This window comes from Streptomyces sp. NPDC005262, assembly GCF_042872425.1.
Lineage (GTDB): Bacteria > Actinomycetota > Actinomycetes > Streptomycetales > Streptomycetaceae > Streptomyces.
In genome coordinates, this window is the sequence record NZ_JBIAKK010000003.1 from 604,253 (window position 1) to 617,250 (window position 12,998).

General features: G+C 68.9%; 11 protein-coding genes and 2 pseudogenes. 4 read left to right on the forward strand and 9 right to left on the reverse strand.

Translation table 11 applies throughout. The features are described 5' to 3' along the window. Positions 1–44 precede the first annotated feature (44 nt). The 4 genes from ACFYP5_RS12700 to ACFYP5_RS12715 are packed head-to-tail and all read left to right on the forward strand — an operon-like array spanning position 45 to position 4,860. Entirely contained in the window at positions 45–1,037 is a 993-nt protein-coding gene (locus ACFYP5_RS12700) for a carbohydrate ABC transporter permease (RefSeq protein WP_389034205.1), read from the forward strand. After that, on the forward strand, positions 1,034–1,909 hold the full coding sequence (locus tag ACFYP5_RS12705; RefSeq protein WP_389034208.1) for a carbohydrate ABC transporter permease: 876 nt from the start codon (positions 1,034–1,036) through the stop codon (positions 1,907–1,909). Before ACFYP5_RS12700 ends, ACFYP5_RS12705 begins: the two co-directional genes overlap by 4 nt. Before the next feature lie 36 nt (positions 1,910–1,945). Beyond that, positions 1,946–2,977 carry a hydroxyacid dehydrogenase gene (locus tag ACFYP5_RS12710; RefSeq protein WP_389034210.1) on the forward strand — a complete coding sequence of 344 codons (1,032 nt, stop codon included), beginning with the start codon at positions 1,946–1,948 and terminating at the stop codon, positions 2,975–2,977. Then, positions 2,974–4,860 (forward strand): DUF2264 domain-containing protein, encoded by a 1,887-nt coding sequence (locus ACFYP5_RS12715; RefSeq protein WP_389034212.1) that lies wholly within the window; start codon positions 2,974–2,976, stop codon positions 4,858–4,860. The genes ACFYP5_RS12710 and ACFYP5_RS12715 overlap by 4 nt, the downstream gene beginning before the upstream one ends. Positions 4,861–4,909: 49 nt before the next feature. Here the strand turns inward: ACFYP5_RS12715 and ACFYP5_RS12720 are convergent, their stop codons facing one another. From ACFYP5_RS12720 to ACFYP5_RS12760, 9 genes and pseudogenes are all read right to left on the reverse strand, one after another. Continuing rightward, the gene (locus tag ACFYP5_RS12720) at positions 4,910–5,542 is read right to left on the reverse strand and encodes a lactate utilization protein C (RefSeq protein WP_389034215.1); all 633 of its coding nucleotides are present in this window, start codon (positions 5,540–5,542) and stop codon (positions 4,910–4,912) included. Further along, positions 5,539–7,074, reverse strand: a complete 1,536-nt coding sequence (locus tag ACFYP5_RS12725; protein ID WP_389034218.1) for a LutB/LldF family L-lactate oxidation iron-sulfur protein — start codon at positions 7,072–7,074, stop codon at positions 5,539–5,541. The genes ACFYP5_RS12720 and ACFYP5_RS12725 overlap by 4 nt, the downstream gene beginning before the upstream one ends. Further along, positions 7,071–7,838 carry a (Fe-S)-binding protein gene (locus tag ACFYP5_RS12730; protein ID WP_389034220.1) on the reverse strand — a complete coding sequence of 256 codons (768 nt, stop codon included), beginning with the start codon at positions 7,836–7,838 and terminating at the stop codon, positions 7,071–7,073. The genes ACFYP5_RS12725 and ACFYP5_RS12730 overlap by 4 nt, the downstream gene beginning before the upstream one ends. A 136-nt stretch (positions 7,839–7,974) precedes the next feature. Continuing rightward, positions 7,975–8,700, reverse strand: a complete 726-nt coding sequence (locus ACFYP5_RS12735) for a FadR/GntR family transcriptional regulator (RefSeq protein ID WP_389034222.1) — start codon at positions 8,698–8,700, stop codon at positions 7,975–7,977. A gap of 920 nt (positions 8,701–9,620) precedes the next feature. Further along, complete coding sequence (locus ACFYP5_RS12740; RefSeq protein WP_389034225.1) at positions 9,621–10,295, reverse strand: class I SAM-dependent methyltransferase; 675 nt, start codon at positions 10,293–10,295, stop codon at positions 9,621–9,623. Between the two features lie 149 nt (positions 10,296–10,444). Then, entirely contained in the window at positions 10,445–10,750 is a 306-nt protein-coding gene (locus tag ACFYP5_RS12745; protein WP_389034228.1) for a hypothetical protein, read from the reverse strand. A gap of 77 nt (positions 10,751–10,827) precedes the next feature. Continuing rightward, positions 10,828–11,190, reverse strand: a pseudogene (locus ACFYP5_RS12750) (transposase family protein); the annotation flags it as partial. 48 nt (positions 11,191–11,238) lie between these two features. Continuing rightward, positions 11,239–11,615 (reverse strand): annotated as a pseudogene (locus tag ACFYP5_RS12755) (Tn3 family transposase); the annotation flags it as partial. Positions 11,616–11,675: 60 nt separating this feature from the next. Further along, positions 11,676–12,764, reverse strand: coding sequence for a glycosyltransferase (locus ACFYP5_RS12760; RefSeq protein ID WP_389034230.1), 1,089 nt, complete (start codon positions 12,762–12,764; stop codon positions 11,676–11,678). Between the last annotated feature and the right edge of the window lie 234 nt (positions 12,765–12,998).

Sequence of the window (12,998 nt, forward strand, 5' to 3'; positions counted from 1 at the left end):
CGCCACTTCCCCCCTTTTCAGCAGCAGAGAGGCAGGTGACACTCATGACCGCCCCCGCTTCCACCCCCTCGATCACCCCCGTGCACCCGGCGAACGCCCGGTCGGCCGCCGCGCCCGCGCGCTCCGCCCGCAGGTCGGCCCGGCGCCGTGAACTCGGTGCCTGCGGCGCCCTGATGACACCATTCTTCGTACTTCTCGTGACGGTCTTCCTGGTCCCCGTCGGAACAGCCGTCTGGCTCAGTTTCTTCAGTGACGACCAGCCGGGGCTCGGTTTCGGCCCGGAGCGCACGGTCTTCGTCGGACTGCGCAGTTATACAGCCGTGCTCACCGACCCGACGTTCCTCGGCGGTCTGGCCACCGTCTTCCTCTACTGCGTCATCTACATCCCGGTGATGGTGATCGCCGCGCTCGCGCTGGCGCTGCTGCTGGACTCCGGGGTGGTACGGCTGCGCTCCTGGGCTCAGCTCGGCCTGTTCCTGCCGCACGCCGTGCCCGGCATCATCGCCGCCGTCATCTGGCTGTATCTGTACACGCCCGGGCTCAGCCCGGTGATCGACCTGCTCGGCAAGGCCGACATCACCGTCGACTTCCTCGGCGTGCACACCGTCCTGCCCTCGATAGTGAACATCGCCCTGTGGAGCAATCTCGGCTACAACATGGTGGTCTTCTACGCCGCCCTGCAGGCCGTGCCCCATGAGGTCATCGAGGCCTCGGTCGTCGACGGGGCCGGACCGGTCCGTACCGCACTCCAGGTCAAGGCGCCGCTGGTGCGTTCGTCCATCGTCATGGTGGCGATGTTCACCCTCATCTTCGCGCTACAGCTCTTCACCGAGCCGATGCTGCTCAGCCAGTCCACCCCGATGATCAACTCGCGGTTCTCGCCCAGCATGTACATCTACGACGCGGCGTTCACCCGTAACAACTACGGCCTGGCCGCAGCCGCCTCGGTCATCCTGCTGGTCTGCACGATCGCCCTCTCCTACGGCGTCACCCGCTGGACCAACCGCGCCAACGCCCCCGAGGAGGACACCCGATGAGCGCGACGAGCCCCACCCGTACCGCCGCCATGCTGCGGCCCCGGCTTCTCGGCCGTTCCGTCGTCAATGTGGTGGTGGGCATCTCGGTGCTGTACACGCTGCTGCCGGTGCTGTGGCTGGTGCTCGCCGCGTCGAAGGACCGGGACGCCCTGTTCGGCAGCGACGTGCTGTCGCTGAACCACTTCGCCTTCGTGCAGAACCTCAAGGACCTGTTCGCGATGGACGGCGGACTGTACGGGCGGTGGTACGGCAACAGCCTGCTGTACGCGGTCCTCGGCGCCGCGCTGGGCGCCCTCGTGAGCATCGCCTGCGGCTACGCCTTCGACAAGTACCGCTTCCCGCACAAGGAGAAGCTGTTCGGCTTGGTCCTCGCCGCCGTCATGGTGCCGCAGACGGTGCTGGCCCTGCCGCTGTATCTGATGGCGTCCGGCACCGGGCTGGTCAACACCTTCTGGTCGGTCTTCATCCCGGTTCTCTTCAATCCGTTCGGTGTGTATCTCGGCCGGATATTCAGTCAGGGGTATGTGCCGAACGAGGTGCTCGAAGCGGCGCGTGTGGACGGCGCCGGCGAGCTGACCACCTACTTCCGGGTCGCATTGCGGATGCTGGGGCCCGGCCTGGTCACCGTCTTCCTCTTCCAGCTCACCGCCATCTGGAACAACTTCTTCCTGCCGATGGTGATGCTCTCCGACCAGGACCTGTATCCGGTCAGTCTGGGGCTCTACACCTGGAACAGTTCCGCCACCGTGTCCCCCGAGTACTACCCCGTCGTGATCATGGGCTCGCTGCTCGCCGTCCTCCCGCTGATCCTCGCCTTCGCACTGCTCCAGCGGTTCTGGAAGTCGGGGCTCACCGCGGGCGCCGTCAAGTAGCCGGGCCACCCGGACCACTTCCGTACCAGGAGCAAGATGTCCAGCACCACCCGCACCGCAGCCCGTCGGCCGCGCGCCGTCGTCGCCATGAAGCCGGATGCCGCGGCCGCCGTCCTCGCCCCCCGATCCCTCGCCGCACTCGCCGAGGTGTGCGTCCTCGCACCACTGCCCGTCCTCGACGACTTCACCACCGACCGTGCCCGCGCCGCACTCGCGGAGGCCGAACTCCTGGTCACCGGCTGGGGCTGCCCGCCGCTCGACGAGACCGTGCTGGCGGCGGCTCCCCGGCTGCGCGCCGTGGTGCATACGGCGGGCTCCGTCCGCGGGCACATCACCGAGGCCTGCTGGGACCGGGGCATCGAAGTGTCCTCGGCCGCGGCCGCCAACGCGCTGCCGGTCGCGGAGTACACCGTCGCGATGATCCTGCTCTCCGGCAAGCGGGTCCTGGAGCGGGCCCGCGAGTACCGGGCCGAGCGCCACCGTGACGACTGGCTGCGCACCTCGCCCGAGGTCGGCAACTACGGCCGCACCGTGGGCATCCTGTCCGCCTCGTTGATCGGCCGGCGCGTCATCGAGCTGCTGCGCCCGTACGACCTGCGGGTGCTGCTGCACGATCCCTACGTCTCCGCGGCGGACGCCGACGAGCTGGGTGTCCGGCCGGTCGGACTCGCCGAGCTGTTCGCGCAGAGCGACGTGGTGAGCGTCCACACCCCGCTGCTGCCCGCCACCCGCGGGCTCGTCAGTCGTGAACTCCTCACCTCGATGCGCCCGGACGGTGTGCTCATCAACACCTCGCGGGGCGCGGTCGTCGACCAGGACGCGCTCACCGACGTACTCCGGCAGAACCGGATCCGCGCAATCCTCGACGTCACCGACCCCGACACGCTGCCCTCCGCGCACCCCCTGTGGGAGTGCTACAACGCCCTGATCACTCCGCATCTCGCGGGCTCGCAGGGCAACGAGTGGCAGCGGCTGACCGACCTGGCGGTCCGCGAGATCGGCCGGTGGGCCGCGGGCGACGGTTTCGCCCACCCCGTACGACGCGAAAGGCTGGCATTCCTCGCATGACCTCCCCCCTTGAACTTCCTTCCGACGACCGCGACCTGAGCCCGCACACCGGCTATACCCGGGCGCACTGGGAGGCGGCGGCGGACGGGCTGCTGCGGGCCGCGTGGGAGTGGTCGACGCCCGGACGCGCGCTGCTGGACCTACCGGGCCGGCCGTCCGGATCCGGGGTGCGCTCGGACGGTCTGGAGGGCTACGCCCGTACGTTCCTCGCGGCGGCGTTCCGGGTCGCGGGCGCGGACGGGAAGGATCCGCACGGCTGGCTCGACCGGTACGCGGACGGACTCGCCGCCGGTACCCGGACGCCCGGCCGGGACGATCCGGAGTCCTGGCCGCTGATCCTGGACCACCATGTGCAGGGCCAGCCCATGGTCGAGTCCGCCTCGGTCGCCATCGGGCTTCGGCTGACCCGCCCCTGGCTGTGGGACCGGCTCGATCCGGGCGTCCAGGACCGGGCCGAGGAGTGGCTGCGCGGTGCGCTGCGGCACACACCCGCACCCAACAACTGGTATCTGTTCCCCTACTCCGTGGCCGCGTTCCTGGAGTCGGTCGGCCGCGACGACGCGGAGACGGCCCGGGCGAAGGAGCGGGCGCTCGACCTGCTGGAGGGCTGGTACCGAGGACAGGGCTGGTACGCGGACGGCGACGGCGCCGCCTTCGACCACTACAACGGCTGGGCGCTGCACCTGTACCCGGTACTGGACGCGCATCTGTCGGGCGACCCCGAGCTGTCCGCGCACTACGGCTCGCGGCTGCGCGAACACCTGGACAGCTTCTCGCTGCTGTTCGGCGGCGACGGCGCGCCCATCCACTTCGGTCGCTCGCTGACCTACCGCTTCGCCGCCGGTTCGGCCGTCGCGCTGGGCGCCGTCACCGGGCACACCCCGCTCTCCCCCGGTGCCTCGCGGCGGGTGATCAGCGGATCGCTGCGCTACTTCCTGGACCGCGGTGCGACGGGCACGGACGGGCTGCTGAGCCTGGGCTGGCACGGCCCGCACGAGGCGACGCTGCAGCACTACTCGGGCCCCGCGTCCCCGTACTGGGCGTCCAAGGCGTTCGTCTCGCTGCTGGCTCCGGAAGGCCATCCGCTGTGGACCGCGACCGAGGAACCCGCGCCCAGCGAGGGCCCCGACCGGGTGCTGGCGCTGCCCGCGCCCGGTCTGCTGATCCAGTCCACCCGGGCGGACGGCATCGTACGGCTGCACAACCACGGCAGTGACCATGTCCGGCCGCACGAGGGCGAGTCGGGCGTGCAGGACGATCCGCTGTACAGCCGCCAGTCGTACTCCACGGTGACCGGTCCCACGTCGAAGGCGAACGCGGCGGACAACCATCTGGCCGTCGTCGTCGAGGGGGTGCGCAGCGGCCGTCGCAGCATCCGCCCGCTGGGCGCCGGACAGGGTGACGGCTGGGGCTGGGCCGCGTCCTGGCACCGTCCCGTCTTCACGTCGGGTGCGCCGATGGTGCCGGGGCTGCGGGTCGAGAGCGTCACGGTGGTCCGCGGGAGGTACGAGCTGCGGGTGCACCGGGTGCTGGGCGCGCCGGCCGGGGCACGGGTGGAACAGACGGGCTGGGCGACCGGCCCGGACGACGCCGTACGGTCCGCGTTGCACGGACTGCACGGCTGGGAGACTTCGGACGAGGTACGGGCCCCGCAGGGCACGGCGTACACCCGCTGGGCGGTGGTGCCCCGGCTCGTCGCGGACGCGGAAGGGACGGTGCTGCTGGTGTCCCTGGCGTCCCTGACGGCTCAGCCGGACGCGACGGCGCTCGGGGCGGCGGTGAGCAGGATGAACGTGGACGGCGACACGGTCGAGGTCGGCTGGGCGGAGGACGGCGCGACGACCCGGATCGCCTTCGAACCGCTGACGGTCGAGCACCGCTGACCAGCTGTCCGCCGGGCGGCCTCATGGCCGTCCGGCGGACCACCCCGCCCTATGCGTCGAGGCGGATCACCACGACCAGCGACCGCGGGCCGTGCACGCCCTCGACCCGCTCCAGCTCGATGTCCGAGGTGGCCGAAGGCCCGCTGATCAGGGTCGTCGGCCGCTCAGGTACCAGTCGGCCCACCGCCTCCGGCACCCCCACCTCGACCGCCGACAGATCCACCACGCACACGTGCAGGTCGGGGACGAGCGACAGCGCCCGTCGCCCCTGGTCGGGCGAACCGTCCAGGAAGATCGTGCCGGTCTCGGCGCAGCCGACGGCCGACCCGGTGACGACACCGTCCAGCGCGTCGAGCCGGGGCGCGGGAATGTCGGCACGGTCGTGCTGGACCTCCCCGTCGTACGCGTCGAGCCACCGTTCGTCGAGCCCGGCGGGCACCCCGATCTTCCGGGCACCACGCTCCCGCAGCACCTGCGCGATCACTTCGGCGGTGCGGTCGCCGGTGCAGGCGTGCACCTGTGCCTTGTAGTCGACGAGCCGGTCGGTGAAGAGCGCGAGCCGCTCGTCGTCGGGGAGTGTGCGGCCGGTCCGGTAGCCGCGCGGGATGGCCGATTCGGGGGTGGGTGCGAGAGCCAGGGCGTCCCGGATACGGCCGAGCACCGTTTCGCGAGCGGTCGTCACTTCTCCTCCTGCTGCTGGTTCCTGCCGTCCTCGGCGGCGGCCCGCATGGTCGCGGCGCCCTCCTCCGACGCCAGCCAGGCGCGGAAGGACTGCTTCGGCGGCGCCTCCGTGTCACGGCTGTCACTCCACCCGTCGAGCGGGGGCGGCAGATGCGAGATCTTCCCGTCCCGCCCGGCGAGGACCCGGCCGAGCCCCGCCGCCTTCTGCGCGGCCGTGAACAGCTTCGGTCTCCTCATCACGCCGGCCGCCGCCTTCATGGCCAGCTTCTCCGCCGTCGTACCGGACTGTTCGGTGTGCTGATGGCGCAGCTCGACCAGCAGCGACGGGATGTCGATCTTGACCGGGCAGGCGTCGAAGCAGGCGCCGCAGAGACTGGAGGCGTACGGCAGGGAGCTGTTGGGGTCGTCCTCGGCCGCGTGCATCCCGGCGAGCTGCGGGGTGAGGACCGCACCGATCGGGCCGGGGTAGGTCGATCCGTACGCATGGCCGCCGGCCCGCTCGTACACCGGGCAGACGTTCAGACAGGCCGAGCAGCGGATGCAGTTGAGCGCCTCGCGCCCGATCCGGTCGGCGAGCGCGGCGGTGCGCCCGTTGTCGAGGAGGACCAGATGGAAGTCCTGCGGTCCGTCGCCCGGTGTCACCCCCGTCCACATCGAGGTGTACGGGTTCATCCGCTCCCCGGTCGACGAGCGCGGCAGCAACTGCAGGAAGACTTCGAGGTCCTGATAGCGCGGCAGCACCTTCTCGATGCCCATGACGGTGATCAGCGTGTCGGGCAGGGTCAGACACATCCGGCCGTTGCCCTCGGACTCGACGACGGACAGGGTGCCGGTCTCGGCGATCCCGAAGTTGGCGCCCGACACCGCCACCTTCGTCGCCATGAACTTCTCGCGCAGATAGGCGCGGGCCGCGGCGGCGAGATGGGCGGGCACGTTGTCGAGCCGCGGGTCCACACCGGGGATCTCATCGAGGAAGATCTGCCGGATCTCGTCGCGGTTGCGGTGGATCGCAGGCACCAGGATGTGCGACGGCTTGTCGTGGGCGAGTTGCACGATGAGCTCGGCGAGGTCCGTCTCGTACGGGGTGATGCCGATCGACTCGAGGTGCTCGTTGAGCCCGATCTCCTGGGTGGCCATCGACTTGACCTTGATGACCTCCTTCGATCCGGTCGCGCGGACGAGCCGGGCGACGATCTCGTTGGCCTCGACGCCGTCGCGCGCCCAGTGGACGGTGCCACCGCGCTCCGTGACCTTCCGCTCCAGCTGCTCCAGGAGTTCGGGCAGCCGGTTCATGGTGTCGGTCTTGATGGCCGAGCCGGCGTCGCGCAGCTGCTCCCAATCGGGCAGTTCAGCGGTGACGTTCAGGCGCTTGGCGCGGATCGTACGGGTGGCCTTGCCGAGGTTGCGGCGCAGTTGTTCGTTGCGCAGCTCGTCGTGGGCGGCCGCCGGGAACTTCCGGTCGCCGCGCAGATTGCCCGTCCCGTACGGGGAGCGGGGCGGGGTGGCAGGCATGCCGAGGAAGGTGCTGCTCATCGGACGGCCTCCGTCAGGACGTACGGCGAGGTGCGGGTGGAGGAGAGGATCTGGGCGAGGTGCAGCGTCCGGGTGCCGGACGCGATGCGGGAGAGTCCGCCGCCGATGTGCATCAGACAGGACGAGTCATTGGCCGTGCACACGGCCGCCCCGGTGGTGGCGATGTTGCGCATCTTGTCCTGAAGCATCGCGGTCGACGTCTCGGCGTTCTTCACCGCGAAGGTGCCGCCGAACCCGCAGCAGGAGTCGGCCTCGGGAAGCTCGACGAGGTCGATGGAGTCGACGGCCCGCAGCAGCTTCAGGGGCTTCTCGCCCACACGCAACATGCGCAAGGAGTGACAGGTGGGGTGGTAAGTGACGCGGTGCGGGAAGTACGCGCCGACCCCGGTGACGCCCAGGACGTCGACGAGGAACTCCGACAGCTCATAGGTCTTCGATTTGACCGTGGCGACGCCCGCACGCAGCGCCGCGTCCCCGTACCGCTCGGCGATGATCTCGTGCTGGTGGCGGACCGATCCGGCGCAGGATCCCGAGGGCACGACGACGGCGTCGATCGACGCGTCGCCGAACTGCTCGGCGAAGTTCCGCACGAGCGGGACGGGTTCGCGCTGGTAGCCGGTGTTCACGTGCATCTGGCCGCAGCAGGTCTGCTCCGGCGGGAACACCACCTCGTGCCCCAGGCGGGCGAGCAGGACCGCGGTGGATTTCACCGCCTCGGGAAAGAGCGTGTCTCCCAGACAGGTGGCGAAGAGTCCGATACGCATGGGGCCTCTCCGATCGTTTCTCTGGCCTTTGTATGGTCGGACCATACTAGCCTCGGTCCGGAACGTGAAGAGGGTCAGGACACACTGAGGGGACGGCGCGCGTTCGCACCGTCCCCTGGTCGCCGTCGTGTCGCGGCTACGACTTCTCGTCCACCAGCGTGCCGTGCAGGCTACGGATGTGCCGCTCGACCAGACCGGCCGCCTTCGCCCCCTTGCCCGCGCGCACCAACCGCAGGAGTTCGGCGTGCTCGGCATTGAGGCCGGCCGCCGTGGCCGGCCAGTCCTCGGCCTCCTCCAGTGCGCGCAGGATCAGCGGGCGCACGGACTCGCGCACGGCGGAGGTGAGCGTGGAGGTCAGATCGTTGCCGGAACTGCGGGCGATGTGGACGTGGAACCGGGTGTCCAGATCGTTGAACTCGGCCACGCCGACGTCCGGTTGCGCCATCCGTACGAGCAACTGCTCCGCCTCGTCGAGATCGTCCGCGGAAGCGTGTGTGGCCGCCGCCTCGAAGCTGGACCGCTCCAGGACGACGCGCGCCTCCAGTACGTCCTCCAGGCTGTAACTGCCGAGGGCGAAGTGCAGTCGAAGCAGCCGGCCGAGGGCGCCGTCGGGGTTGCGTACGATCCGCGCCCCGGCGTCCGGGCCGCGGCCGGGCTGGGCGACGAGGACTCCGATCGTCTCCAGCACCCGCAGCGCCTCACGCAGAGCGGACCTGCTGACTCCGAGGACCGGCGCGAGCTCCCGCTCGGGCGGCAGCCGGTCCCCGGCCTTGAGTTCTCCGGCGAACACCCGCTCCTCGATGCTCTGGAGCACGAGCTCATGCGTACGGGACTGCCGTACGGGTTGCCACTCGACGGGCATCGTTCACCCCCTGCCTCAGCCTCTTCATCCCACTATGTCACACACGGCATGTGGTCGGACCAAACATGCGACGCGGCGGCAGGGCAGCAACGATCAGGCCCGGCGACAGCGACGCCCCCGCCTGCCACCGCGGACCGGCCGCCGCCCGCCCAGGCGGCTGCTCCGACGAGCCAGCCGACCGCGATGTCGACGAAGCGGAACATGAAGTAGAGCGTGCTGAGGCGTGCAGAGTGGGATCGAGAGTGAACTGAGCAGTCGGGCGCCGGCCTGTACTGGGCGGACGGTGCTTGGCAGCCTGCCGCCCTGACCGAGGTGGCGCAGCGGCGGCGGGCTGTCGGGGACCGCTGAGGTCAGCTCAGCATGGTGAGGTAGCGGTTCGGCGCGTCTGGAGCGGCGGCGTTCCGGGTGGCCAAAGCGTTGAGGGTGAGCGAGATCGGTCGAGCCGTACACGTGGTGTGCGACCAGGGCCGGTTGTTTGACCCGCTCGTCGGTCATGGACTCGGGGTGCCCGAAGTGGCGCACGTACACTCGGCGTGATGAGGTTGACGTGGTTATTGGCGTCCAGGTCCCACGGCGGATCGGTCACTGATAAGGGGTCAGCCGAGGTACGGGCGGAATGGATAGCAGTGCCTCTTGAGGTCGCGTTCGCAAGGGGATCCCCCACCGCACGGAGGCGATTTTTTCGCCCCCGGGAGACCGTGCGCAGCCTCGGAGCCGTCTCGTTTGAGGTGTCTGATGATCTGCACGGTGTCCGGGGACGATTCGTACACTTCCACGCCGAGGTACCTGCTGATCACGGCCACTGCGGCGGCTCCGTCATCCCTTCCGGCGGTATCTCGGCTGACCTCGCCCTCGCGGGTCTTCCGTCGCAGGCAAGGGCCTGCCCACTTCGGGCTGCTTGCCGACGGCCTCAGCAGGCTTCAGACCCGACGCGCGATCACCTCCATACACACGCGGTAGCGCGTGCTGACCGAGTAGTTCAGGGGCTCGAAACCGTGTTCTTCCAGGAAGTCGTAGAGGCGCTGGCGGCTGAAGTTGTGGAAGTGCTCCAGTTCTCCCCAGTAGGGGTTGACGTTGCCCGCGTCGAGCAGCCGCCAGGCGGCACAGTTGTAGTGGGGCATCGATGCGAAGATCACTCCGTCCTCGCGCAGCAACCGGTGCGCGGCGACCAGGCCCTTGCCGGGGTAGGGCATGTGCTCCAATACGTCCGCCATGCTGATAACGGAGTACCGGCCTGGCTCATCGAGCGTTGTCAGGTCCGCACAGCGGGCCTCGACCCCGAGGCGGCGCATTCCCTCGGCGGTCGAGGGCCGCAGATCAAGCCCGTCGGGCTCAAAGCCCCACTCCTCCGCCGTGAACAGCAGCGATCCGTTGCCGAAGCCGACATCCAGCCAGCGGCCCTCCGGGACGAACCGCGCGACCCGCTCCACGATGCGCGCCGATACGTACCGGTTCTGCTCGAACGACGCGCCCGGCTGCTGGTTCGGGTTGGTCGAGGAGAAGACCTCCGCGCACACCTCATCCGAGAAGTAGCCGTCAGTGAAGACGTGTCTGCAGGCGGCGCAGCGCATCCACGTCATGATCGGCTCAACCACCGGTTTGTACAGCGGATGTTGTGAGCAGTTCCCCGTCCGAAGTGTGGAGATCTCCGGGGCTGAGCAGAGAGGGCAGGCTTCGTACGGCACTCGCGGCTTGGGCGTGGTCGGCGTGATCAGAGGAGGCGCTGTGATGGCTGAACTGGCGGTCATGCCGGAAACATAGTCACTGTCCCGCTCGGCAGCAGGACGACGCGCTCAGCATGCGGCGGACGGCAGTAGCCGGGCGCGGCCATCTCGGTGACCGAGGCCAAGACCTGGTCCGTCTTGCCTTCCTTGCCCATCATCTCCTCCCCGGCGATGGCGCCTTGGAGGTGCTTGGCCTCGCACCACCCCCATCGCGTCGCCAGCGGCGCGGGCAGGTCCGCCGGCAGCACGACGGCGTCCAGCAGCTTCCCCGCCCGGCCGGTTGCCGCGGCGGTCGGCAACTCCGCCTCAGCCGCGCCCCGAGCCATCCATTCCGCCCGTACCTAAAGCGTGTTGTATAAGGGTGTGGGTAGGCAGGTTGAACTGCGGTTCGGGGCCTTGCTGGTCATGCCGTAAGGGCGAGGTTGTGCATGCGGGCGATGGCCTGGACAGCGTGGTGGAGACTGTCGCCGCGTTGCCGGCAGTCGCGGAGGATCTTGTAGTTCTTCATGCGGGCGAAGGCGTGCTCGACGCGGGCGCGGACCTTGCGGTGCTCGGCGTTGTCTGCTTCCTCGCCCGCGAGGAGGGGACGTCCTGGGCGTTTGCGGTGCGGGACGACGGGCCCGGTGTTGATGTAGGCGCCGTCGGCCAGCACGGTCACGTCCTGGCAGTGTTCGGCCAGGCCGGATTCTCTCCACACGCGGGCGTCTGCCCGGTTGCCGGGCGCGGGACGAGCTGTGGCGATGACCAGTTTCGTGGCGGCGTCGATGTCACGGCTGTGGACGTAGCCGAGGGGGCCGAAGTGCAGCCACTTGTTGAAGCCGTTATATGCCTCGGCCTTGTTCGTCGCCCGACTGATCTGCTCGCGCAGGACGGGGTCTGGCAGGTAGCGCAGCAGAACGATGGTCCTGACGGGCGGCCTACTTCGCGGAAGGCCTGGTAGATCTGGTTCTTGCGGGAGTGGTTGTTCAGCCGCCGTAGCAGGGTGACCGAGGAGACACTGCCTTCCTTGACGGACATGGCCACGCGCAGGAGGGTGGGCCACTCGCTTTCTATGAGGCCCCAGTTGATCGCGGTGCGTGGGTCGGTGGCGAACAGGGCGTCGATGTGCTGGTGGCGCACCTGTGGGTGGGGGCGGTGGAAGGTCTGACCGTGGAAGTTGCGTACACGTGGGAGCAGGTCGATACCCAGCACGTACGCGGGAAAATCGTGGCGGTGAGGCTGGTGACGGTCATGACTCCCCCATCCTCACGGTCAGGCGACCACGCGGTACGCCGCGCCCAGCTTTCGCTGGAGGAAATCCACGTTCTTGGTGACCCGTTCACGTTGTTCGTCGGGGAGCTTGCCCTCGTCAAGGAGTCGCTCGCAGCACTGCAGAGACTCCTGGTGCTCGCCGACCCAGGAGGCCGCCACGGCGAGTTCGTCGAGCGCGCGCCATTCGTGCCACGAGAACTCGACGAACAGGATGTCCTTGGGGAAGGGGATGCGCGCCGCTTCCTTGGCGAACATGTACGCCAGAGGCCAGCGCTTCTCAAGACGGCAGATTCGGGCGAGGTCACCGATCGCCTCGGCTCGCGAGGGGCGGCTCTCGTGGGCGCGCAGGTAGCGGTCCATCACCTCGGCCGACGGCCGGCCCAGCCTTGCGGCGAGCCGTGCGGCGTAGACCTGGGCGCAGTACGTCTCCTCGACGAAACCGGCCATGCCCGCCCGGCGGTCGTAGGCGGCGAGGGACTTCTCCGGCTCTCCTGCGTCGCGCCAGCTCTGCGCCAGATAGAACATGTACCGGGCATTCCGGGGTTCCTCGATCAATCCTTGTTCGAGAGTCTCCGCGTCCCGCAGGTACTTCTTCCGCTCACCGTCCTCCCGGAGGCGGGCGCCGCCGCCGACGATGAGGATGTTGGCCCCCTCGAGTACTCCGAGGCTGTACTTGGTGCTGCACGCGATGTACTCGTGGAGCACCCCGACATACCGCCAGGGCAGCCGAGTGGAGACCAGCGCCGGCCGCCAATGGATGATCGGCCCGTGGTGCACTGCGACCCGGTACGCGTCAAGGGTCAGGTCCGGCATCCGGAACCCGGACTGTACCTGCATCTCGTCGTCGGCGTCGATGAACAGCAGGTAGTCGGCGCTGGAGCGGGCGAGTTCGATCGCCTCGGTACGGCTATCGCCGAATCCCTTCCAAGGACGCTCATGCAGAACCCCGGGCAGATCACTGAAGCAGTCTCGGATGACGTCCTGGGTCCCGTCCGTCGAGCCAGTGTCCACGATCACCCAGGTGTCGATCAGAGGTCGCACCGAGTCGAGACACTTCCGGATGGTCGGAGCCTCATTCTTGACGATCATGTTCAGACAGACTGTTGGTTTCAAGGTCGCACCCGCTGTAGTGGGCCAGCATCGGATCTGTGACCTTAGTGACTACTTTGGAGGCCTTGTCCAAGGCTCGCCGGTGCCGATTAAGGCCCGGCACCCGGAAATCCCACCGAACGAGGATTCCGTGGTGGGATTTACGTGATGGGATTTATATGGGCATTAGATAACAGGGCCGCTTCACGGAGCAGTCAGAACACTTCACTGCAA

Excerpts from the sequence above, each read along its gene's own strand:
- ACFYP5_RS12700 (WP_389034205.1), top strand. The coding sequence starts at position 45 with ATGACCGCCCCCGCTTCCACCCCCTCGATCACCCCCGTGCACCCGGCG.
- ACFYP5_RS12705 (WP_389034208.1), top strand. The coding sequence starts at position 1,034 with ATGAGCGCGACGAGCCCCACCCGTACCGCCGCCATGCTGCGGCCCCGG.
- ACFYP5_RS12710 (WP_389034210.1), top strand. The coding sequence starts at position 1,946 with ATGTCCAGCACCACCCGCACCGCAGCCCGTCGGCCGCGCGCCGTCGTC.
- ACFYP5_RS12715 (WP_389034212.1), top strand. The coding sequence starts at position 2,974 with ATGACCTCCCCCCTTGAACTTCCTTCCGACGACCGCGACCTGAGCCCG.
- ACFYP5_RS12725 (WP_389034218.1), bottom strand. The coding sequence starts at position 7,074 with ATGAGCAGCACCTTCCTCGGCATGCCTGCCACCCCGCCCCGCTCCCCG.
- ACFYP5_RS12730 (WP_389034220.1), bottom strand. The coding sequence starts at position 7,838 with ATGCGTATCGGACTCTTCGCCACCTGTCTGGGAGACACGCTCTTTCCC.
- ACFYP5_RS12735 (WP_389034222.1), bottom strand. The coding sequence starts at position 8,700 with ATGCCCGTCGAGTGGCAACCCGTACGGCAGTCCCGTACGCATGAGCTC.
- ACFYP5_RS12745 (WP_389034228.1), bottom strand. The coding sequence starts at position 10,750 with ATGGCTCGGGGCGCGGCTGAGGCGGAGTTGCCGACCGCCGCGGCAACC.
- ACFYP5_RS12760 (WP_389034230.1), bottom strand. The coding sequence starts at position 12,764 with ATGATCGTCAAGAATGAGGCTCCGACCATCCGGAAGTGTCTCGACTCG.